The 19,118-nt window shown below is 71.1% G+C and carries 22 protein-coding genes; 5 read left to right on the forward strand and 17 right to left on the reverse strand.

Annotated features, from left to right (window positions below; genetic code table 11):
- The first annotated feature begins 27 nt into the window (after positions 1-27).
- Positions 28-438, forward strand: coding sequence for a RidA family protein (locus tag GC092_RS10920; RefSeq protein WP_324011925.1), 411 nt, complete (start codon positions 28-30; stop codon positions 436-438).
- Positions 439-482: 44 nt separating this feature from the next.
- Here GC092_RS10920 and GC092_RS10925 read toward each other — a convergent pair whose 3' ends face one another.
- The 9 genes from GC092_RS10925 to infC form a co-directional block, all read right to left on the reverse strand.
- Complete coding sequence (locus GC092_RS10925; RefSeq protein ID WP_324011926.1) at positions 483-1,955, reverse strand: hypothetical protein; 1,473 nt, start codon at positions 1,953-1,955, stop codon at positions 483-485.
- Positions 1,956-2,017: 62 nt separating this feature from the next.
- Positions 2,018-2,941 carry an amino acid ABC transporter permease gene (locus tag GC092_RS10930; RefSeq protein WP_271174272.1) on the reverse strand — a complete coding sequence of 308 codons (924 nt, stop codon included), beginning with the start codon at positions 2,939-2,941 and terminating at the stop codon, positions 2,018-2,020.
- Positions 2,938-3,585, reverse strand: coding sequence for an amino acid ABC transporter permease (locus GC092_RS10935; RefSeq protein WP_271174271.1), 648 nt, complete (start codon positions 3,583-3,585; stop codon positions 2,938-2,940). Before GC092_RS10935 ends, GC092_RS10930 begins: the two co-directional genes overlap by 4 nt.
- A gap of 67 nt (positions 3,586-3,652) precedes the next feature.
- Positions 3,653-4,558 (reverse strand): glutamate ABC transporter substrate-binding protein, encoded by a 906-nt coding sequence (locus tag GC092_RS10940; protein WP_271174270.1) that lies wholly within the window; start codon positions 4,556-4,558, stop codon positions 3,653-3,655.
- Between the two features lie 62 nt (positions 4,559-4,620).
- On the reverse strand, positions 4,621-5,361 hold the full coding sequence (locus tag GC092_RS10945) for an amino acid ABC transporter ATP-binding protein (RefSeq protein WP_271174269.1): 741 nt from the start codon (positions 5,359-5,361) through the stop codon (positions 4,621-4,623).
- An 82-nt stretch (positions 5,362-5,443) separates the two neighbouring features.
- On the reverse strand, positions 5,444-6,250 hold the full coding sequence (locus GC092_RS10950) for a TrmH family RNA methyltransferase (protein ID WP_324011932.1): 807 nt from the start codon (positions 6,248-6,250) through the stop codon (positions 5,444-5,446).
- Positions 6,251-6,319: 69 nt separating this feature from the next.
- Positions 6,320-6,706, reverse strand: coding sequence for a 50S ribosomal protein L20 (gene rplT / locus GC092_RS10955; protein WP_271174267.1), 387 nt, complete (start codon positions 6,704-6,706; stop codon positions 6,320-6,322).
- A 32-nt stretch (positions 6,707-6,738) separates the two neighbouring features.
- Positions 6,739-6,933: a 50S ribosomal protein L35 gene (rpmI, locus tag GC092_RS10960; protein WP_259606271.1), complete on the reverse strand. Its 195-nt coding sequence runs from the start codon at positions 6,931-6,933 to the stop codon at positions 6,739-6,741.
- A gap of 75 nt (positions 6,934-7,008) precedes the next feature.
- Positions 7,009-7,605: a translation initiation factor IF-3 gene (infC, locus tag GC092_RS10965; RefSeq protein ID WP_310090211.1), complete on the reverse strand. Its 597-nt coding sequence runs from the start codon at positions 7,603-7,605 to the stop codon at positions 7,009-7,011.
- 247 nt (positions 7,606-7,852) lie between these two features.
- On the opposite strand from infC, the gene GC092_RS10970 reads away from it, so the two are divergent.
- The gene (locus GC092_RS10970; RefSeq protein ID WP_271174265.1) at positions 7,853-8,263 is read left to right on the forward strand and encodes a DUF1844 domain-containing protein; all 411 of its coding nucleotides are present in this window, start codon (positions 7,853-7,855) and stop codon (positions 8,261-8,263) included.
- 24 nt (positions 8,264-8,287) lie between these two features.
- On the opposite strand, the gene GC092_RS10975 is transcribed toward GC092_RS10970, so the two are convergent.
- From GC092_RS10975 to GC092_RS11000, 6 genes are all read right to left on the reverse strand, one after another.
- A complete protein-coding gene (locus tag GC092_RS10975) occupies positions 8,288-9,055 on the reverse strand; it encodes an SseB family protein (RefSeq protein ID WP_324011936.1) in 768 nt (255 codons plus the stop codon).
- Positions 9,039-9,785 (reverse strand): bifunctional 1-(5-phosphoribosyl)-5-((5-phosphoribosylamino)methylideneamino)imidazole-4-carboxamide isomerase/phosphoribosylanthranilate isomerase PriA, encoded by a 747-nt coding sequence (gene priA, locus GC092_RS10980; protein WP_324011937.1) that lies wholly within the window; start codon positions 9,783-9,785, stop codon positions 9,039-9,041. The genes GC092_RS10975 and priA overlap by 17 nt, the downstream gene beginning before the upstream one ends.
- 86 nt (positions 9,786-9,871) lie before the next feature.
- A complete protein-coding gene (gene hisH, locus GC092_RS10985; protein ID WP_324011938.1) occupies positions 9,872-10,522 on the reverse strand; it encodes an imidazole glycerol phosphate synthase subunit HisH in 651 nt (216 codons plus the stop codon).
- Positions 10,519-11,118: an imidazoleglycerol-phosphate dehydratase HisB gene (gene hisB / locus GC092_RS10990; RefSeq protein WP_271174261.1), complete on the reverse strand. Its 600-nt coding sequence runs from the start codon at positions 11,116-11,118 to the stop codon at positions 10,519-10,521. Before hisB ends, hisH begins: the two co-directional genes overlap by 4 nt.
- Positions 11,119-11,161: 43 nt before the next feature.
- Positions 11,162-12,241, reverse strand: a complete 1,080-nt coding sequence (locus tag GC092_RS10995) for a histidinol-phosphate transaminase (protein WP_282980027.1) — start codon at positions 12,239-12,241, stop codon at positions 11,162-11,164.
- 27 nt (positions 12,242-12,268) lie between these two features.
- On the reverse strand, positions 12,269-12,622 hold the full coding sequence (locus GC092_RS11000) for a LysM peptidoglycan-binding domain-containing protein (RefSeq protein WP_271174259.1): 354 nt from the start codon (positions 12,620-12,622) through the stop codon (positions 12,269-12,271).
- A gap of 251 nt (positions 12,623-12,873) precedes the next feature.
- On the opposite strand from GC092_RS11000, the gene lexA reads away from it, so the two are divergent.
- Positions 12,874-13,557 (forward strand): transcriptional repressor LexA, encoded by a 684-nt coding sequence (lexA, locus tag GC092_RS11005; RefSeq protein ID WP_271174258.1) that lies wholly within the window; start codon positions 12,874-12,876, stop codon positions 13,555-13,557.
- Positions 13,558-13,626: 69 nt separating this feature from the next.
- On the opposite strand, the gene GC092_RS11010 is transcribed toward lexA, so the two are convergent.
- Entirely contained in the window at positions 13,627-14,565 is a 939-nt protein-coding gene (locus tag GC092_RS11010; RefSeq protein ID WP_324011941.1) for a methylenetetrahydrofolate reductase, read from the reverse strand.
- 145 nt (positions 14,566-14,710) lie between these two features.
- Between GC092_RS11010 and GC092_RS11015 the strand changes: the two genes are divergently transcribed.
- Together GC092_RS11015 and GC092_RS11020 are read left to right on the forward strand one after the other, a co-directional pair.
- Positions 14,711-16,693, forward strand: a complete 1,983-nt coding sequence (locus tag GC092_RS11015; RefSeq protein WP_324011942.1) for an alpha/beta hydrolase family protein — start codon at positions 14,711-14,713, stop codon at positions 16,691-16,693.
- A 4-nt stretch (positions 16,694-16,697) separates the two neighbouring features.
- The gene (locus tag GC092_RS11020; RefSeq protein ID WP_324011943.1) at positions 16,698-17,474 is read left to right on the forward strand and encodes a hypothetical protein; all 777 of its coding nucleotides are present in this window, start codon (positions 16,698-16,700) and stop codon (positions 17,472-17,474) included.
- 18 nt (positions 17,475-17,492) lie between these two features.
- Here the strand turns inward: GC092_RS11020 and hflX are convergent, their stop codons facing one another.
- Positions 17,493-19,016, reverse strand: a complete 1,524-nt coding sequence (hflX, locus tag GC092_RS11025) for a GTPase HflX (protein ID WP_271174254.1) — start codon at positions 19,014-19,016, stop codon at positions 17,493-17,495.
- Between the last annotated feature and the right edge of the window lie 102 nt (positions 19,017-19,118).

The following is a 19,118-nucleotide window of genomic DNA, read 5'->3' on the forward strand; positions in this document are numbered from 1 at the left end:
GATCCCTGAACGGAAAGGAATCGTGTCGTGACTGTAGAACTGCTGACCCCGGAGGGGATGTTCCAGCCGGTGCCCTACCACCACGTCTCGGTGAGCACCGGGTCGCGTCTCGTCCATGTCGCCGGCCAGATCGCGCGTGACGAGGCCGGCCGCGCCGTGGCGCCGGGCGACCTGGCCGGGCAGCTCGCCCATGCCCTCCGCAACACCGCGCGAGGTCTCGCCGGCGCCGGTGCCACCTTCGGTGACGTCGTGCGCCTGCGCTTCTTCGTGACGCGGTGGACCCCGGAGTCGTATCCGGCATTCGTGGAGGGCATCGAGCGGGTCGCCGATGAGCTCGGGATCCCGCGGCCGCTGCCGCCGCTGTCGGCCATCGGGGTGGACTACCTGTTCGAGCCGGACGTCCTCGTCGAGGTCGAGGCCGAGGCGATCCTGGACTGAGCCCCGCGGAGCACGGCGCATCCGGTCGCCGTGCTCCGTCGCGCTCAGAGCGCGGGCGGCTGCGGGCCCCACGACGGCGCGTACATCGCCACGCCCTCGTAGGTCCAGTTCCGGTCGCCCTCGCGCAGCTGCCGCGCCTCCGCGGCGTTCGCGGTGTAGAAGTGCTTGCGGAACTTCGCGCTCCAGAAGCGGTGCACCGGCACCGTGTCGCGGCTGGCGGAGGCGGCGGTGCAGAACCCGATGCCCTCGTACGTCCAGTTCCGGTCGGTGGTGCGGACCTTCTGCGCCTCCTGGGCGTTGGTCGTGTAGAAGTGCGATGCGAACGACGACGACCAGAAGCGGTGGACGGCGACCGTTCCGGCGCGGCAGCTTCCGTTGGACACCGGCCACACGCGGAAGTCGGTGCCCTCGTACGTCCAGTTCCGATCGGTCCGGTGGAGGGTCTGGGCCTCGGACCGGTTCACGGTGTAGAAGTGCGCGTTGTCGAACTTCTGGCTCCAGAAGCGGTACACCGCGACGCTGTCGCGGGGGTCGGCCTTGCCGCCCGACCCGCCGCCCGTGGGCCCGAACCAGTCGGTGTAGTAGTTGTAGAAGTTCCGGTTGCCGTACGACGCACAGGGGTCGGACGAGGCTCCATAGCCTGCCGCGAGCGACGCCGCGTTCGGCTGATACGGCGTGTAGTAGTACAGCGCGGCGGTCGCCTTGTTGGCGATCTGGACCGGGCCGGATCCGCAGCTCGCATTCGGGTGCCAGCGCACCTGCGAGGTCTTCCCGACGGGGTACCAGTTGAAGTACGGGTCCTTGGCGTACCGCTGCAGCTGGTACGCCGCCATGTACACCTGGTTCTGGAAGCCGAAGTACCGCTCGTCGCACGCCGCGCCGTCCGGGCAGGCGTAGCCCATCGCGATGTCGTAGCGCCAGTCGCTCGGCCAGGTGTGCGTGACGAGGCCCTGCTCCTTCTGGAGCATGACGAGGAGCACCTTCTCGCTCACGCCGCACGCGCGGGAGACCTTGGAGATGATGTTCGCCGCCGACTCGCGCGATGCTCCCTGATACGTCCCGGCGCAGTACGCGTTCGCCTGCTTCGTCGTCGTCCGCTGCGCGAACTCCTTGAGGCACGTGTAGTCCGGATGGCAGTTCGGCACCTTGCCGTTGAGGAAAGACTGGATCTGCGCGGCCGACATCGTGCCCGAGGTGTACATCTTCGCGTCGCTGATGAGGTTGCCCGCGTTGAAGCCGGCGAGCGTCGCCGCGTCGACCGCGTCGTCCTGCGCGGAGTACTCTCCCGGGTCGGCCTCGTCCTCCGTGGGCGATCCGAGGTAGTCGCCGTCCTCGGGCGTCGGGATGTCGGCGACATCCGTCTCGGCGGCCGCCGAGAGCGCCGCGGAACGCGGATCGGCGACGGGAGCGGCGACAGAGCCGGCGGCGGGAAGCAGGGCGATCGCGAGGGCGGCCGCGATTCCGAGCGCGACGCGACGCAGAGGGCTCCGGTGGGAGCGCGATGTGGGGAGAGGCACGCGGCCAGTATTCCAGAAGCGGGCCGCGTGCCCGGCGCGACGCCGGCCGACGGGCGCCGTGCTCAGGCCGAGCGGCCGCTCGTGCCCTCGCCGAAGGGGTCAGCGCCCTGCTGCGCGATGACCGACGTGACCGTCGCGTCCTCGTGCTGACGCGGATCGGGCGCGCCGCCGCGGACCTTGGGCGAGCTGCTCATCCGCTTCTCGGTGTACCTCGCGATGCCCGAGAGGATGAGGCAGAGGCCGATGTAGATGGCCGCGACGATGATCGTCGCCGGGACGATCGGCGAGTCGAGCGGCGCTCGCGAGCCGATGAAGCGCGCGAAGAACAGCAGCTCCTCGTACGTGATGATGAAGCCGAGGGCCGTGTCCTTGAGGGTGACGACGAGCTGGGCGATGATCACCGGCATCATCGCGCGGATCGCCTGCGGCAGCAGGATGAGGCGCATCACGCCCGACTTGCCGAGTCCGATCGCGTACCCCGCCTCGCTCTGCCCCTTCGGCAGGGCGAGGACGCCGGCCCGGATGACCTCCGCGAGCACGGAGCCGTTGTACGCGATGAGCGAGATGACGACGACCCAGTAGTTCTCCATCCGGATGCCGACGACCGGCAGCCCGTAGTAGAGGAGGAACATCATGACGAGCACGGGGACCGCGCGCAGGAACTCGGTCACGGTCGCGATGGGCCAGCGGATCCAGGCGTGATCCGACAGGCGGCCGATCGCGAGGAGGAAGCCGAGGATGAGCGCGCCGACCGCCGCGAGGCCGAACGCGGCGAGCGTCCGTCCGGTGGCCGCTGCGATCTGCGCCCACACCGCGGTGTAGGTGAACGCCTCCCACTTGGACGCCGTGAACTGGCCCGTCGCCGCGAGCCGCCACACGAGCCATCCGATCACGGCCGCGACGAGCACGATCGTGAGGGCGCCGATGATCCGGTTCCGGACGATCGCGCGCGGCCCGGGGACGTCGTAGAGAACGCTTCCGCTCATCGCGACACCGTCCAACGCTTCTCGAGCGCCCGCTGCAGCCACGACAGCAGCATGACGAGCGCGACGAACACCACCATCACCCAGATGATCACGACGAGCTGGTTCTCGCCGCGCTCGCTCATCCAGTCGCGCAGCGACCCGAGGTTGAGCACGGAGAAGCCGGCGGCCACCGTCGTGTTCTTGAGGAGCGCGATGAACACGCTCATCATGGGCGGGATCACCGACCGGAACGCCTGCGGCATCACGACCAGCGTCATGACCTGCCCGAAGCTCAGGCCGATCGCACGGGCCGCCTCGGCCTGCCCCACGGGCACCGTGTTGATGCCCGAGCGGATGGTCTCGGCCACGTAGGTCGCCGTGTAGATCCCGAGGGCGCAGATGCCGAGCAGCGTGTAGTCCATCCGCACCCCGAGCAGGGGCGGCAGCGCGAACGAGAACCCGAAGAACACGAGGGTGAGCGGCGTGTTGCGGATCGTGTTCACGTACAGCGTGCCGACCGCCCGGGCGATGGGCACGGGCGATACGCGCATGGCCCCGACGATGATGCCGAGGACGAGCGCGAGCAGCCCGCCGCCGAAGAAGAGCTTGAGGGTGCCGAGCAGCGCCTCGCCCCACAGGTCGAGGTTGTCGGTGATGACGCCCACGGTTCTCCTTCCAGACGATCAGCGTCGAGGGTGCGGGCCGGGGACGCCGCCCCCGGCCCGCACGGGATCAGTCGACCTCGGGCTGCTCGGCGACGACGCCGGCCGGCTCGAGGTACTGCTCGTACAGGGCGGTCCACACGTCGTTGCCCTCGGTGAAGAGGGTGTTGATGTGCTCCTGGAGCGCCGTGTCGCCGTCGGCGATGCCGACGCCGTAGCGCTCCTCGCTGAAGGGCTCGCCGGCGAGCTTCAGCTCGTCGGGGCGCTCCTGGACGTAGCCCGCGAGGATCGCCTCGTCGGTCGTGATCGCGTCGACCTGGCCCTGGAGCAGGTTCTCGACGCACTCCGAGTAGGTGCCGCGCTCGACGACCTCGCCGCCGTACTCCTCGCGGATGCGCTGCAGCGGCGTCGAGCCCGTGACCGAGCAGGTGACCTTGTCGACGAGGTCGTCGGGCCCGTTGATCGAGTCGTCGTCGGCTGCCACGAGCAGGCCCTGGCCGGTGATGAAGTACGGCCCGGCGAAGTCGATGAGCTCGTCGCGCGCGTCGGTCATCGAGTAGGTGCCGACGTAGTAGTCGATGTTGCCGTTGATGATCTCCTGCTCGCGGTTCGCCGAGGGGATCGTCTGGAAGTCGATCTGGTCCTCGCTGAATCCGAGCGACGCGGCGATCCAGCGTGCGATGTCGACGTCGAAGCCCGTGCGCTCGCCGCTCACCGGGTCCTCGTAGCCGAGCCCCGGCTGGTCGTTCTTGACGCCGATGACGACCTCGCCGGCCTCCGTCATGCGATCGAAGGTCGGGCTGCCCTCGAGCTGGACGTCGCTCGCGACCTCCCAGAGCGCCTCGTCGCCGCCGTCGCCACCCGCGTCCCCGCCGGTGCCGCCATCACCCGTGGGCGACCCGCTGTTGCAGCCGGCGAGGGCCAGCAGCGCGACGGCCGCGATGCCGACGCCCGCGATGTTCCGGAACTTTCGCATGTGATTTCCTCTCTCGTGGATCAGATCGAGTCGCGTGCGCGTGGCCGCGCGACCCCGGTACGTCACTGGGTGATGAGCTTCGACAGGAAGTCCTTGGCACGGTCCGACCGGGGATTCGTGAAGAACTCCTCGGGCGTCGCCTGCTCGACGATCTGCCCATCCGCCATGAACACGACGCGATTCGCGGCCTTGCGCGCGAATCCCATCTCGTGCGTCACGACGATCATCGTCATGCCCTCTCGTGCGAGGCCGACCATGACGTCGAGCACCTCGTTGATCATCTCGGGGTCGAGCGCGCTCGTCGGCTCGTCGAAGAGCATGACCTTCGGATGCATCGCGAGAGCGCGTGCGATCGCGACGCGCTGCTGCTGGCCGCCCGAGAGCTGGGCGGGGAGCTTCGACGCCTGCTGGCCCACGCCGACGCGGTCGAGCAGCGCCCTGGCCTCCTTCTCGGCGTCGGCCTTCTTCATGCCGCGGACCCGGATCGGGCCGAGGGTCACGTTCTCGAGGATCGTGAGGTGCGAGAAGAGGTTGAACGACTGGAACACCATGCCGACCTCGGCGCGGAGATTCGCGAGCGCCTTGCCCTCCTTGGGCAGCTCCTTGCCGTCGATCGTGATCGTGCCGCTCGTGATCGTCTCGAGGCGGTTGATCGTGCGGCACAGCGTCGATTTGCCCGAGCCGGACGGCCCGATGACGACGACGACCTCGCCCTTGTCGACGGTGAGGTCGATGTCCTTCAGGGCGTGGAAATCTCCGTAGTGCTTCTGCACGTCCTTGATGACGACGAGGGGCTCAGCCATGGGCCCACCCTAGGCGCACTCTGAGCATCGGCTGAACACCGACGCGGGAGCCTTTACCGAGTTGTAACGGGTCGACGGCGGCTCAGCCGGCCGCGCGCTGCGCGAACGCGGTCTCGTAGAGGCACACGCTCGCGGCGGTCGCGAGGTTGAGCGACTCGGCCTTCCCGTAGATGGGGAGGCGCAGCGCGCCGTCGGCGAGGGCGAGCGCCTCGTCGGCGAGCCCGCGCGCCTCGTTCCCGAACAGCCATCCCATCGGGCGAGCGAGCGCGCCGCTCTCCCGCGCCGCGAGGAGGTCGTCGCCCTTCACGTCGGCCGCGAGGACAGCGAGTCCCGCGCCCTTCGCGCGCGTGATGACGTCCTCGAGCTCCGCGCCGACCGCGACCGGCACGTGGAAGAGCGACCCGGTGGTCGAGCGGACGACCTTGGGGTTGTACGGGTCGACCGTGCGGCCCGTGAGGATCACGGCGTCCGCGCCCGCGGCATCGGCCGCCCGGATGATCGTGCCCAGGTTGCCGGGATCGCGCACCTCCTCGCAGATCGCGATGAGGCGCGGCTCTGCCGCGAACACGTCCTTCAGCGCCGTGGGGTTCTGCTTCGCCACCGCGACGAACCCCTGCGGCGTGACCGTGTCGGCCATCGACTCGAGGACGGGCTCGGTGACGAACTCGATGTCGACGCCCTCGTCGATCAGCTGAGCACGGAGGTCGGCGTGCTTCTCGAGCGCCGTCGGCGTCGCGAAGAGCTCGACGATCACGTCGGGGCGGTAGGTCACCGCCTCGCGCACGGCCTGCGGCCCCTCCAGGAGGAACAGCCCCGTCTCCTTGCGCGCGACGCGCCTCGCCAGCTTCGCTACGGCCCGCACACGCGGCGACCGGGGATTCTCCAGCACATGTCAAGTCTAGGGACATGACAAGAGGGCGCCCCTCACGGGACGCCCTCTTGCGGAGATCGTGTCAGATCACGCAGCCGACTTCGGCGCGTTCACGTCGCCCGGCAGCGCCTTCTTGGCGACGTCGACGAGCGCGGCGAACGTGGCGGGCTCGTTCACGGCGAGCTCGGCCAGCATGCGGCGGTCCACCTCGACACCCGCGAGGCCGAGGCCCTGGATGAGGCGGTTGTAGGTGAGGCCGTTGGCGCGGCTCGCAGCGTTGATGCGCTGGATCCACAGGCGACGGAAGTCGCCCTTGCGCTGGCGGCGGTCACGGTACGCGTAGACGAGCGAGTGGGTGACCTGCTCCTTCGCCTTCCGGTACAGACGCGAACGCTGTCCGCGGTAGCCCGAGGCGCGCTCGAGGATGACGCGACGCTTCTTCTGCGCATTGACTGCGCGCTTGACTCTAGCCATTCTTCATACTTCCTAACGAACGTGCGTCGCGGTCAGCGACCGAGGAGCTTCTTGACGACCTTGAGGTCGTTGCCAGAGATGACCTGGTCCTGGTTCAGGCGGCGGGTGCGGCGGCTCGACTTGTGCTCGAGGTTGTGACGCATGTTCGCCTGCTGCTTCTTGATCTTGCCGCTGCCGGTGATCTTGAAGCGCTTCTTGCTGCCCGAGTGGGTCTTCTGCTTCGGCATCTTCTTCTTTTCCTTACGTCTGCGCCCCACGGGGCGACGTTGTGTGCAACCCGCCGCGGCGGGAAGTTCTCGGGACTACTCCCCGGCGGGAGCGGCCTTGGCCTCGCGCTGCGCCTGCTTGTTGGCTGCGCGGGCGGCGTTCTGCTCGGCCTTCGCCTCCGACTTGTTCTTGTGCGGAGCGATCACCATCACCATGTTGCGGCCGTCGATCGTCGGGCGCGACTCCACGGAGCCGAACTCCGAGACGTCCTCGGCGAACTTCTGCAGCAGGCGCACGCCCTGATCGGGACGCGACTGCTCGCGTCCGCGGAAGAGGATCATCGCCTTGACCTTGTCGCCGGCCTGCAGGAAGCCCTCGGCACGCTTGCGCTTGGTGTCGTAGTCGTGCTGGTCGATCTTCAGGCGGAAGCGGACCTCCTTGAGGACCGTGTTCGCCTGGTTGCGGCGTGCTTCCTTGGCCTTCTGGGCGGCCTCGTACTTGAACTTCCCGTAGTCCATGATCTTGACCACGGGAGGACGAGAGTTGGGGGCCACCTCGACGAGGTCGAGGTCTGCCTCCTGCGCCAGGCGCAGAGCCACCTCGATACGGACGACGCCGATCTGCTCGCCTGCCGGGCCGACGAGTCGGACCTCTGGCACGCGGATGCGCTCGTTGGTGCGGGGATCGCTGATGCGGAACTCCTTGGGTGCGAGATTCGAGCCTCCGCAGCTGCGAGGGTCGCGGCTGCGGGCGGGAGAGTCTTCAGCATCCACCCGAGCACGACGACACGCATCGGCTCGACACCCTGATCGACTCGCGCAGACGCGAGCGGAGTGTGCATGACCCGGTAGCCTGGAACGGCAAGCGCGGGTGGGAACTGAATCCTCTTTCGTCCGGAGAGCACTCCGGAGCCCGCAGAAGTCTAACAGAGAGCGGACCATGAGCGCCATTCCCGCGGACAACTCCCCCTTCGACCCCGAGCGCCACGCGCGATGGGAGGAGCAGGAGCAGGCGTCGGCGGCGACAGACGCCGTCCGCGACATCGCCGACGTCGCGGCCGTCGAGGTCATCGCCTCCGGCTGCGTGCACCTCATGAGCGCCGCCGCCGTCAAGCTCGGTCTCGCCGACTCGCCGGACGCCGACGACCTCGTCGATCTCGACGAGGCGCGCAAGCTCATCAACGCCCTCGCGGGCCTCGTCACGGCCGCGGCGCCCGAGATCAGCGACATGCACGCGCGGCCGATCCGGGATGGCCTGCGCTCGCTTCAGCTGCGCTTCCGCGAGCTGTCGACGATCCCCGACGCCCCCGGCAAGGGGCCGGGCGAGAAGTGGACGGGGCCGGTCGTCTGACGCCCGACGCGGCGGCCCCACGTCTCAGGCGGCGTCGAGTTTGACCTGGAGCGAGTCGACGAGCACGGCGATCCGGTCGTCGGCGGCCCAGCGGCGCGCGAGACGCTGGAGGACGGCGTCGAGCTCGGACCGGTCGAGGCCCGCGATGAGCTTCAGGCGCACGATGAGCTCCGGGCCGGCGAGCCGCGCGCCCGGATCCCCTGCCTCCACGCCGACATCGACGACGGCGAGCTCCCCCGCCACGCTGTCCTGCAGCCCGAGGAAGACGTCGGGATTGGCCGGGGCGGGCTCCCACCCCTGATCCTGCGCGATCGCCCACACGGCAGGGCGGCGCACGACGAACTCGGTCGGGCTCGTCGGGTCGAGCACGATGAGGTCGGTGTCCTCGCCCGCCGCCGAGAGCGCAGCGCGCGTGCCCGCAACCGGGATCGGCCGCGCCTTCGGGTCCCACGCGGACATGGTGTCGACGGAGGAGAAGAGCGGAAGCACCTTGCGCCCGTCTGGCGCGGCCACCGTCACGATCGAGAGCTCCTGGGTCTTGTCGACCGTGAGGCCGTTCGGCCCGACGCCCTCGTCGCCCTTCTCCGCGACGAGCGGCACGAGCACGCGCGCCGTCCGCAGGGCGTCGACGACCGCGCGCTGAGAGCCGGTCCCGGCACGGAACGACGTCAGCGCCTCCCACAGGGCGGGATCGGCTGAGCCGTCGTCGCCTGCCGCCGGGTTCGGCTGGAACCGGCGGCCCTCCCAGGGGACGCCGGCGGAGTCGGCGGAGTTGTCAGTACCCCGCGACATCCAGTGCCTCGGCGAGCGTGAACGCACCGGCGTAGAGCGCCTTGCCCACGATCGCCCCTTCGACGCCGAGCGGCACGAGCTCGCGCAGCGCGACGATGTCGTCGAGGCTCGACACGCCACCCGAGGCGACGATCGGCTTGGGCGTGCGCTGCGCCATCTCGCGGAGCAGCTCGATGTTGGGGCCGCGCAGCGTGCCGTCCTTGGTGACGTCCGTGACGACATAGCGGCTGCAGCCGGCCTCCTCGAGGCGGTCGAGCACCTCCCAGAGGTCGCCGCCGTCCTGGGTCCAGCCGCGCGCGGCCAGCGTCGTCCCGCGCACATCGAGGCCGACCGCGATCGCCTCGCCGTAGCGGCTGATCACGGAGGCCGTCCACTCGGGGTTCTCGAGGGCCGCCGTGCCGAGGTTGATGCGCTGGGCGCCGCTCTCGAGCGCAGCCTCGAGCGAGGAGTCGTCCCGGATGCCACCGGACAGCTCGACGTTGACGCCGCGCATGTGCTTGATCACCTTGCGCAGGATGCCGGCGTTGCTGCCGCGGCCGAACGCGGCGTCGAGGTCGACGAGGTGGATCCAGTCCGCCCCCTGGCTCTTCCAGTTCTCCGCGGCCTCGATGGGGTCGCCGTAGCTCGTCTCCGAACCGGCCTCGCCCTGCGTCAGGCGGACGGCCTTGCCGTCCGCGACGTCGACGGCAGGGAGGAGGGTGAGAGCGGGAGTGGATGCGAAATCGTTCATGTCACCTCGTGCTCGCAGGCATCTCCTGCCGACGCACGAGTCAAGAGACTAGACCCGTGCCGCCCCCGACTCCAAGTCGACGCGGCTCAGCCTGCGCGGCGCAGCCCGTCGACCCAGTTGCGGAGCAGGCGGATGCCCGCCTCGCCCGACTTCTCGGGGTGGAACTGCGTCGCGCTGAGCGGTCCGTTCTCGACCGCGGCGAGGAACCGGCCGCCATGCGTCGCCCACGTCAGGACGGGCTGCGGGAACGGCGGATCGACCTCGAGCTCCCACTGCTGCGCGGCGTAGGAGTGCACGAAGTAGAACCGCTCGGACTCGAGCCCCTGGAAGAGGCGCGAGCGCTCCCCCGCCTCGACGGTGTTCCAGCCCATGTGCGGCACGACCGGGGCGTCGAGCTCGGTCACGGTCCCCGGCCACTCCGCGAGGCCCTCCGTCTCGACCCCGCGCTCGATGCCGCGGGCGAAGAGCACCTGCATGCCGACGCAGATCCCGAGGACGGGGCGCCCTCCCGCGAGGCGGCGCTCGATGAGCTCGCCGCCGCGGATCGCGTTCAGCTGCTCCATGACCGCCTGGAACGCGCCGACGCCGGGCACGAGCAGCCCGTCGGCCGCGAGCACCGCCTCGCGGTCGCGCGTCAGCTCGACGTCGGCGCCCGCGGCCTCGAGCGCCTTGACGGCGGAGTGCACGTTGCCCGACCCGTAGTCGAGCACCGCGACGCTCGGTCGCTCGCCGCTCACAGCGCGCCCTTGGTCGAGGGGATGCCCTCGACGAGCGGGTCGAGGGCCTTGGCCTGACGGAACGCGCGCGCGAAGGCCTTGTACTCCGCTTCGGCGATGTGGTGCGGGTCGCGGCCGTTCAGCACGCGGACGTGCACGGTCAGGCCCGCGTTGAACGCGAGGGCCTCGAACGTGTGGCGCACGAGCGAGCCCGTGAAGTGGCCGCCGATGAGGTGCTGCTCGAAGCCCGCCGGCTCCCCCGTGTGCACGAGGTAGGGACGCCCCGAGATGTCGACGACGGCCTGTGCCAGCGCCTCGTCGAGCGGGACGAGGGCGTCGCCGTAGCGCGAGATCCCGGCCTTGTCGCCCAGTGCCTCGCGGATGGCCTGCCCGAGCACGATCGCCGTGTCCTCGACCGTGTGATGCGCGTCGATGTGGGTGTCGCCGGTCGCCTTCACGGTCAGATCGGTGAGCGAGTGCTTCGCGAACGCCGTGAGCATGTGGTCGAAGAACGGCACGCTCGTGTCGATGCTGCTCCTGCCCGTTCCGTCGAGGTCGAGCTCGAGCTCGATGCTCGACTCGCTCGTGGAACGGGTGCGGCGCGCGGTACGGGTCATGCTCCGATTCTACCGGCGCGACCCGACCGGGCTCCTCGCGCGCTCAGCGGCCGATCTCGGCGAGCGCGTCGAGGAAGGCGCTCGTCTCGTCCTCGGTCCCCGCGGTCACCCGGAGGTGTCCGGGGATCCCGATGTCGCGGATGAGCACGCCGCGGTCGTAGAGCGCCTGCCAGGTCGCGTGCGGATCCTCCACGCCGCCGAACAGGACGAAGTTCGACCACGTCGGGTACACGGTGTAGCCGAGCGCCTCGAGCGTGGCCGAGATCCGGTCGCGCTGCTCGACGATCTCGTCGACCATCGCGAGCATCGTGTCGGCGTGACGCAGGGCCGCGGAGGCCGCCGCCTGCGTGAGCGCGCTGAGGTGGTACGGGAGGCGGACGAGGCGGAGGGCGTCGACGACCGCGGGGTCCGCGGCGAGGTAGCCGACGCGCGCGCCCGCGAAGGCGAACGCCTTGCTCATGGTGCGCGAGACGACGAGCCGGGGCCGCCCGGGCAGCAGCTGGAGCGCCGAGGGCACGTCGCGCGGCGCGAACTCGCGGTACGCCTCGTCGACGATGACGATGCCGTCGGTCGCGTCGTAGACGGCTTCCACGACGTCGTTCTCGAGCGGCGTCCCCGTCGGGTTGTTCGGTGCGCACAGGAACACGACGTCGGGCCTGGCCTCCGCGACCTGCGCGGCCGCGCTCTCGGGCGTGAGGGAGAAGTTCGCCCCCCGCTCCCCCGAGACGAACGTCGCGCCGACGCCGCGCGTCAGCAGCGTGTACATCGAGTAGGTGGGGGCGAAGCCGAACGCCGTCCGCCCCGGTCCGGCGAACGCCTGGAGGAGGTGCTGCAGCACTTCGTTCGAGCCGTTCGCGGCCCAGATCTGCTCGGGCTCGAGCCCGTGCCCGAGGTACTCCGCGAACCCCTCGCGGAGCGCCGTGAACTCGCGATCCGGGTAGCGGTTCACATCCCGCAGCGCGAGGGCCACCGAGTCCGCGATGTCGTCGGCGACCTCGTCGGGGATCGGGTGCGTGTTCTCGTTGACGTTCAGCGCGACGGGCAGCGGCGCCTGCGGAGCGCCGTAGGGCTGCTGTCCGCGGAGGTCGTCGCGCAGGGGGAGGTCATCGAGAGAGACGGTCACCCGTCCATGCTAGAGCGCGCGACGGACTCACTCGCCCGTCGAGTAGGCGGCGGGGATGGCGATCTCCTGCCCCGCGGCGATGTCGCTCCCCGGGAGCTGGTTGAGGTGCAGGATCTCGTCGACGACGTCGCGCGGGTCCGCCTCGGGGGCGACCGCCTGCGCGATGTCCCACAGGGTGTCGCCCGCCATGACCGTGACGGTGTCGAAGGTGCCGGCAGGCGCACTGTCCTCGCGCGAGGCGAGGGCCGCGCCGCCGCTGAGCACCCCGAATCCGATCGCCGCGACGAGCGGAGCCGCGGCGAGCGCGGCGAGGACCCGGCGGCCGCGCACCGTGAGTCGGAGGCGGGTCGAGCGTGCCGGAGCGGAGCTGGTCGTGCGCATGGCGGTTCCTTCCTGTAGATCACTTCGAGTCCGTCTGCTCGGCCGGGAGAGACGGACCCGAAGTGATGTTCCGAACCTATCTTCGATGTGGTCGCGGTGTCAAGAACTCTCTTCGAACGGGTTTCGCGACTTCTGCGAGACACGCTCGAACAAATCTCCCGGAATCCCGTCGAGATCCGCTAGCGTCGTCCTGACGGGACCACCACATCACGCACCTCCGACATTCGAGCGGGGCAGCGAAGGAGCACGACATGACGGATGCGGGCACGCGCGAGGAGAAGCCGCGCACGCGGCGGCGCAAGAACCTGAGCGACAAGCAGCTGGCCATCCTCGAGGTCATCCAGCGCTCCATCCAGCACAACGGCTACCCGCCGAGCATGCGCGAGATCGGCGACGCGGTCGGACTGAAGTCGCTCTCGAGCGTGACGCATCAGCTCGGGCAGCTCGAGCTGAGCGGCTACCTGCGTCGCGACCCCGGGAAGACCCGCGCGATGGAGGTGCTCATCGATCTCCCGGGCTCGGCGGCCGAGAACCCGGCCGACTCGGGCCCCGCGGTCGGCGACGCCGCTCTCGTGCCGCTGGTCGGCCGCATCGCCGCCGGCGTCCCGATCACGGCCGAGCAGCAGGTCGAGGAGATCTTCCCCCTCCCCCGACAGCTCGTCGGCAAGGGCGAGCTGTTCATGCTCAAGGTCAGCGGCGAGTCGATGATCGACGCGGCGATCTGCGACGGCGACTGGGTCGTCATCCGGTCGCAGGGCACGGCGGAGAACGGAGACATCGTCGCGGCCATGGTCGACGGCGAGGCGACCGTCAAGACGTTCCGTCAGCGCGACGGCCACACCTGGCTCCTCCCGCGCAACTCGGCGTTCGAGCCGATCCTCGCCGACGACGCTGTGGTCCTCGGCAAGGTCGTCGCCATCCTGCGCGCGGTCTGACGGCGCAGACGAGGAGGGCGGGAGCCGGTCGGCTCCCGCCCTCCTCGTGTGCCGGGAGCGAACCGGCGGTCAGGAAGCCGCGGTCTCGCGCAGCGCGACCCCGGCTTCGCGCAGCACCGCGAGCACGGTCTCGTGCTCGTTGAAGGCGTAGAGGTGGATGCCCGGGGCCCCGCCGGCGAGCACCTCGCGCGCGAGGTCCGCCGCGTAGGCGATGCCGATCTCCCTGCGGCCCTCGGGGGTCGGCTCGACCTCGAGCGCGATCGACAGCTCCGACGGCAGGGGCTCGCCCGTGAGCTCGAGCATGCGCGCGAGCTTGGCGGGAGAGGTCACGGGCATGATGCCGGGGAGGATCGGGATGGTCACGCCCGCGGCCCGGGCGCGATCGACGAAGCGCAGGTAGTCGTCGGCATGGAAGAAGAGCTGGGTGATCGCCGCCTCGGCGCCGGCCGCCTGCTTCGCGAGGAGCGCATCGAGGTGCTCGAGCGGATGGCGCGAGCGCGGATGCCCGTTGGGGAAGGCCGCGACGAGCGTGCGCGCACGCGGGGCGCGGTCCACCCGCACCGCCTCGGGAACGCCCGGGATCGTCGTCTCGCCGTAGGGAGCGCGCTCGGCCTGCACGCGGTGGATGAGCTGGACCAGCTCGGCCGAGGTCCGCAGGTCGCCCAGGAACGCGTCGTCCTCATCCTTCCCGGCGGGCGGGTCGCCGCGGATGGCGAGGAAGCTGAGGATGCCCGCGTCGAGGAACTCGCGGATGAGGGCGCTCGCCGTCGCGTAGTCGTTGCCGACGCACGTGAGGTGAGCGAGCGGCTCGACGTCCGTGTTCTCGCGGATCCACCGCAGCACGCGTAGCGACGCACCGCCCGTGGAGCCGCCCGCGCCGTACGTGACGGAGAGGAAGTCCGGGCCTGCTGCGGCCAGGCGGCGGATGGTCTCCTCGAGAGCCGCGGTGCGCGCGGGCGTGCGCGGCGGGTACAGCTCGAACGAGAACGGCGTGGCCGACGTCGCCATGTCCCTCCTCCGTGCTCTCCGGTCGCCGCGGCGATCCCCTGCCGCCGCATCCGGCCTCTCCTCTCCCGACCGTAGTCGCCCGCGCGCGGGCGCGGGAGCATCTGTGACGCTCCGTGTCGGAACGTCGCCGGTTACCGTGGAGGACATGACGCAGACGCTCCCGTTCGGCTCGTGGCCGTCGCCCATCGCGGCGTCCGACATCGCGGGGAACTCCCCGCGCCTCGGCGACGCGCGGTTCGTCGGGGGCGACGTGTGGTGGGCCGAGGGAGTCGCGGCCGAGCGGGGGCGCACAGCGGTGCTGCGGGCGAGCGACGGCGCGAGCGTTCTTCCCGCGCCGTGGAGCGCGCGGTCGCGCGTCCACGAGTACGGAGGCGGCGCGTGGACCGCGGCCGACGACGGCGCGCTCCTCTTCGTCGAGCAGTCGGATCAGCGCGTGTACCTGCGCACGACCGATGCGGAGCCCATCCCGCTCACGCCCGCGGGCACCGGCATGGCGTTCGGCGACCTCGTCCTCGCGGAGGGCCGGCTGTGGGCGGTCCGCGAGACGCAGGGCGCCACGGGGGCTCCCCGTCGCGACATCGTCGTCATCCCGCTCGACGGCAGTGCGGCGGAGGACGCGTCCGCGATCGTGAGCGTCGTCGCAGGGAGCGACTTCGTCGCCTACCCCGCACCGCGCGCTGGCCGGCTCGCGTGGATCGCGTGGGACCATCCGGACATGCCGTGGGATGCCGCGGAGCTGCGCGTCGGGCGCATCGAATCGGATGGGCGCGTGCGCCGCTGGACGACACTCGCCGGCGGGCGCGGCGTCGCGGACGGTCAGGATGTGTCGGCGCTGCAGCCCGAATGGGCGGCGGACGATGAGCTCCTGTTCGTCGCGGACCCTCCTGCCGCGCCCGGCGGCCCTGCCCGATGGAACCTCCGCCGCGCCCGGCTCGACGCGGCCGGAGGCGCCGTCGTGGAGCCGCTCCTGCCTGCCGACGCCGACACGGGCGGGCCGCTCTGGAATCTCGGCACCCGCTGGTACGCGCGGCTCGAGGACGGGCGGATCGCCGCGGTGCAGACGAACGGACGCGACCGGCTCGTGCTCGTCGATCCCGGAACGCGGGCGGTGACGGAGCTCGAGACGCCGCTCGGGCAGATGCTCGTCAAGGACGTCGACGGCGCACGCCTGCTGCTGTCGGGCGCCGGTCCGCGGACGCCGGGCGGCATCTGGCTCCTCGACGTCGACGCGCGGACCTTCGCGCCGGTGCGCGGCGGGGAGACCGACCTCGACCCGGCGTGGATGCCCGAGGCGCTGCCGCTGTCGTTCCCCGGGCCGCGAGGGGATGTGCACGCCTTCGCGTATCCGCCGACGAACCCGCTCGCGACGGGCCCCGAGGGCGACCTGCCGCCGTATCTCGTGCTCGTGCACGGCGGCCCGACCGCGCACGTCTCGGGCGACCTCTCCCTCGCGGTCGCGTACTTCACGAGCCGGGGCATCGGCGTGCTCGATGTCAACTACGGCGGATCGACCGGCTACGGGCGCGCGTACCGCGAGCGCCTCAAGGGCGGATGGGGCGTGGTCGACGTCGAGGACGTCGCGGCCGCCGCGCGCGGCATCGCCGAAGCCGGCATCGCCGACCCCGCGCGCCTCGCGGTGCGCGGAGGATCGGCGGGCGGATGGACCGTGCTGTGCGCGATCGCCGACACCGACGTGTTCTCGGCCGGGATCAGCCGCTACGGCGTCGCCGACCTGCGGATGCTCGTCGCCGAGACGCACGATTTCGAGGCGCGCTACATCGACGGCCTCGTCGGCCCGCTCCCCGAGGCGGAGGAGCTGTACGCGAGGCGATCGCCGCTGTCTCGCCCCGAAGCGCTCCGCACGCCCCTCCTCATCCTCCAGGGCGCGGACGACCCGGTCGTGCCGCCCTCGCAGTCCGAGGCGCTGCGCGACGCGCTCGCGGCGAACGGGGTCCCGCACGCCTACCTGCTGTTCGAGGGCGAGGCGCACGGGTTCCGCGGACGCGAGGCGATCATCCGCTCGTTCGAGGCCGAGGTCGCGTTCCTCGGCGCCGTCCTCGGGTTCGAGACGCCCGGCGTGCCGCCCCTCGAGATCGAGGGCCTGTCCGACCCGCGGGGTACGGTCTGACGCGATGGAACTGACAGCGCTCGTGCTCGCCGCGATCGGCGGCGCCGACCTCATCCGCGCGGCAGCGCCGGGCGCGCGCCTGCGCACGGCGGGCGTGTCTGCCGTGCTCGTCGTCTGCGCGCTCGCCGGCGCGGCGCTCGGCGCCGATCCGCTCGCTTCGCTCGTCCTGGCGCTGGCCCCGGTCGTCGCCGCGCTCGGCTGGCTCGCGACCATGCGCGCCGACGACTCTCCGCTCGGCTTCCTCCCGGTCGTGCTCCTGGGCGGCATCGCCCTGACGGCGATCGTCATCCCGCCGCCCGCGGTCGCCATCCGCGTCGAGTGGGGGCAGGGCGAGGGCCTTCCCCTGTCGCTCGTCCTCCTCGCGGCCGGCGGCGCCCTGTTCCTGCTCGAGTCGGCGAACCGGGTCGTCCGCACCGCGCTGCGCACGGAGGACGTCCCCGCGGACGGCGACGTCGCCCCGTCGCGGCGGCGGCGCCTCTTCGGCCAGCGCGGCGAGCGCGACACCGCGGCGCCCGACCTGCAGGACGTGCACACGCTCCGCGGCGGACGCCTCATCGGACCGCTCGAGCGGATCGTCGTCGGCGGCCTCCTGCTCGCGCACGCCTACCCGGTCGTCGCCGCGCTCATCGCGGCCAAGGGAATCGTGCGCTTCCCCGAGATCTCCCGCGACCGCGAGCGCGGCACGCAGGCGGAGTACTTCCTCGTCGGGAGCATGGTGAGCTGGGCGCAGGCGCTCGCGATCACCGCCCACGTGTGGCTGGGGTCCGCCGCGCTCGGCTGAGCGAGGCGGACCCCGCGCTCACCCCGCGCTCGAGAAGCGCTCGAGCTCGGCGGCGAGACGCGGCGACACGCGCGCATGGACTCGCGTGCCCCCGGACTCGTGCTCCTGCTCGAGGAAGAGGCCGGTCTCGTGGATGGCCGAGATGAGATCGCCGCGGTCGTAGGGAACGAGGGCGCGCACCTCCACGGCGGGAACGGGGAGCGCCGCCTCCACGACGGCGCGGAGCTCCTCGATGCCCTCGCCCGTGCGGGACGAGACGAACACGGCGTCGGGCTCGAGGCCGCGCAGCACGAGCCGCGCGTCCTCATCGATGAGATCGGCCTTGTTGAACACGATGATCTCGCGGATGTCGCGCGCGCCGACATCCGCCATCACGTCGCGGACGGTCGCGATCTGGCCGGCCGGATCCGGGTGGTGCGCGTCGACGACGTGCACGATGACGTCGGCGTCGGCGACCTCCTCGAGCGTCGAGCGGAACGCCTCGACGAGCTGGTGCGGCAGGTTGCGCACGAACCCGACCGTGTCGGCGAACGTGAACACGCGCCCGTCGGATGTCTCGGTGCGCCGCACGGTCGCGTCGAGCGTCGCGAAGAGCGCGTTCTCGACGAGCACCCCCGCGCTCGTGAGGCGGTTCAGCAGCGACGACTTGCCCGCGTTGGTGTAGCCGGCGATCGCGACCGACGGGACGGTGTGCCGCTTGCGCTCGGAGCGCTTGGCGTCGCGCGCGGGCGCGAAATCCCTGATCTGCTTGCGCAGCTGCGCCATGCGAGTGCGGATGCGGCGGCGATCGAGCTCGATCTTCGTCTCACCCGGTCCGCGCGAGCCCATGCCCGCTCCGCCCGCGCCGACCTGTCCGCCCGCCTGGCGGCTCATCGACTCGCCCCAGCCGCGCAGACGCGGCAGGAGGTACTCGAGCTGAGCGAGCTCGACCTGGGCCTTGCCCTCTCGGGTCTTCGCGTGCTGGGCGAAGATGTCGAGGATGACGGCGGTCCGGTCGATCACCTTGACCTTGATGACGTCCTCGAGCGCACGCCGCTGGCTCGGGGCGAGCTCGGCGTCGGCGATCACGGTGTCGGCGCCGGCGGACATCACGATGTCCTTGAGCTCTTCCGCCTTGCCGCGCCCGATGTAAGTCGCGGGGTCGGGATGCGGGCGGCGCTGCAGGACGCCGTCGAGCACGGTCGAGCCCGCCGTCTCGGCGAGCGCGGCGAGCTCCCGCAGGGAGTTCTCGGCGTCGACGAGCGAGCCCTGCGCGTACACGCCCACGAGGACGACGTTCTCGAGACGCAGCTGGCGGTACTCGACCTCCGTGACGTCCTCGAGCTCGGTGGACAGACCGGCGACGCGTCGGAGCGCGTGGCGCGCCTCGAGGTCCCACTGGTCGCCGTCGGTCGTCGACCCGGCCGCGGTTCCCGCATCCTGCAGCGCCTGCGCTGCTCCGAAGATGCGGACGCCCGAGCGCGCCTCCGCGTGCGAGAGCACGCGATCGACCGGGTCCGTCGTCGGATCGGTCTGCACGTCGGGATGGAAGGTGTCGGTCAAAGGGTGCCTTTCGTGGTGGTGTGCGCTCCGCGGGCCCTGGCCGGCGTGCGTCCGGGGGCGATGAGCCCTACAGGATACCGCGCGCGGGGATCGCGGGACAGG

The sequence above is a fragment of the Microbacterium sp. JZ37 genome, from assembly GCF_035188445.1.
In the GTDB taxonomy this organism is placed as follows: domain Bacteria; phylum Actinomycetota; class Actinomycetes; order Actinomycetales; family Microbacteriaceae; genus Microbacterium; species Microbacterium barkeri.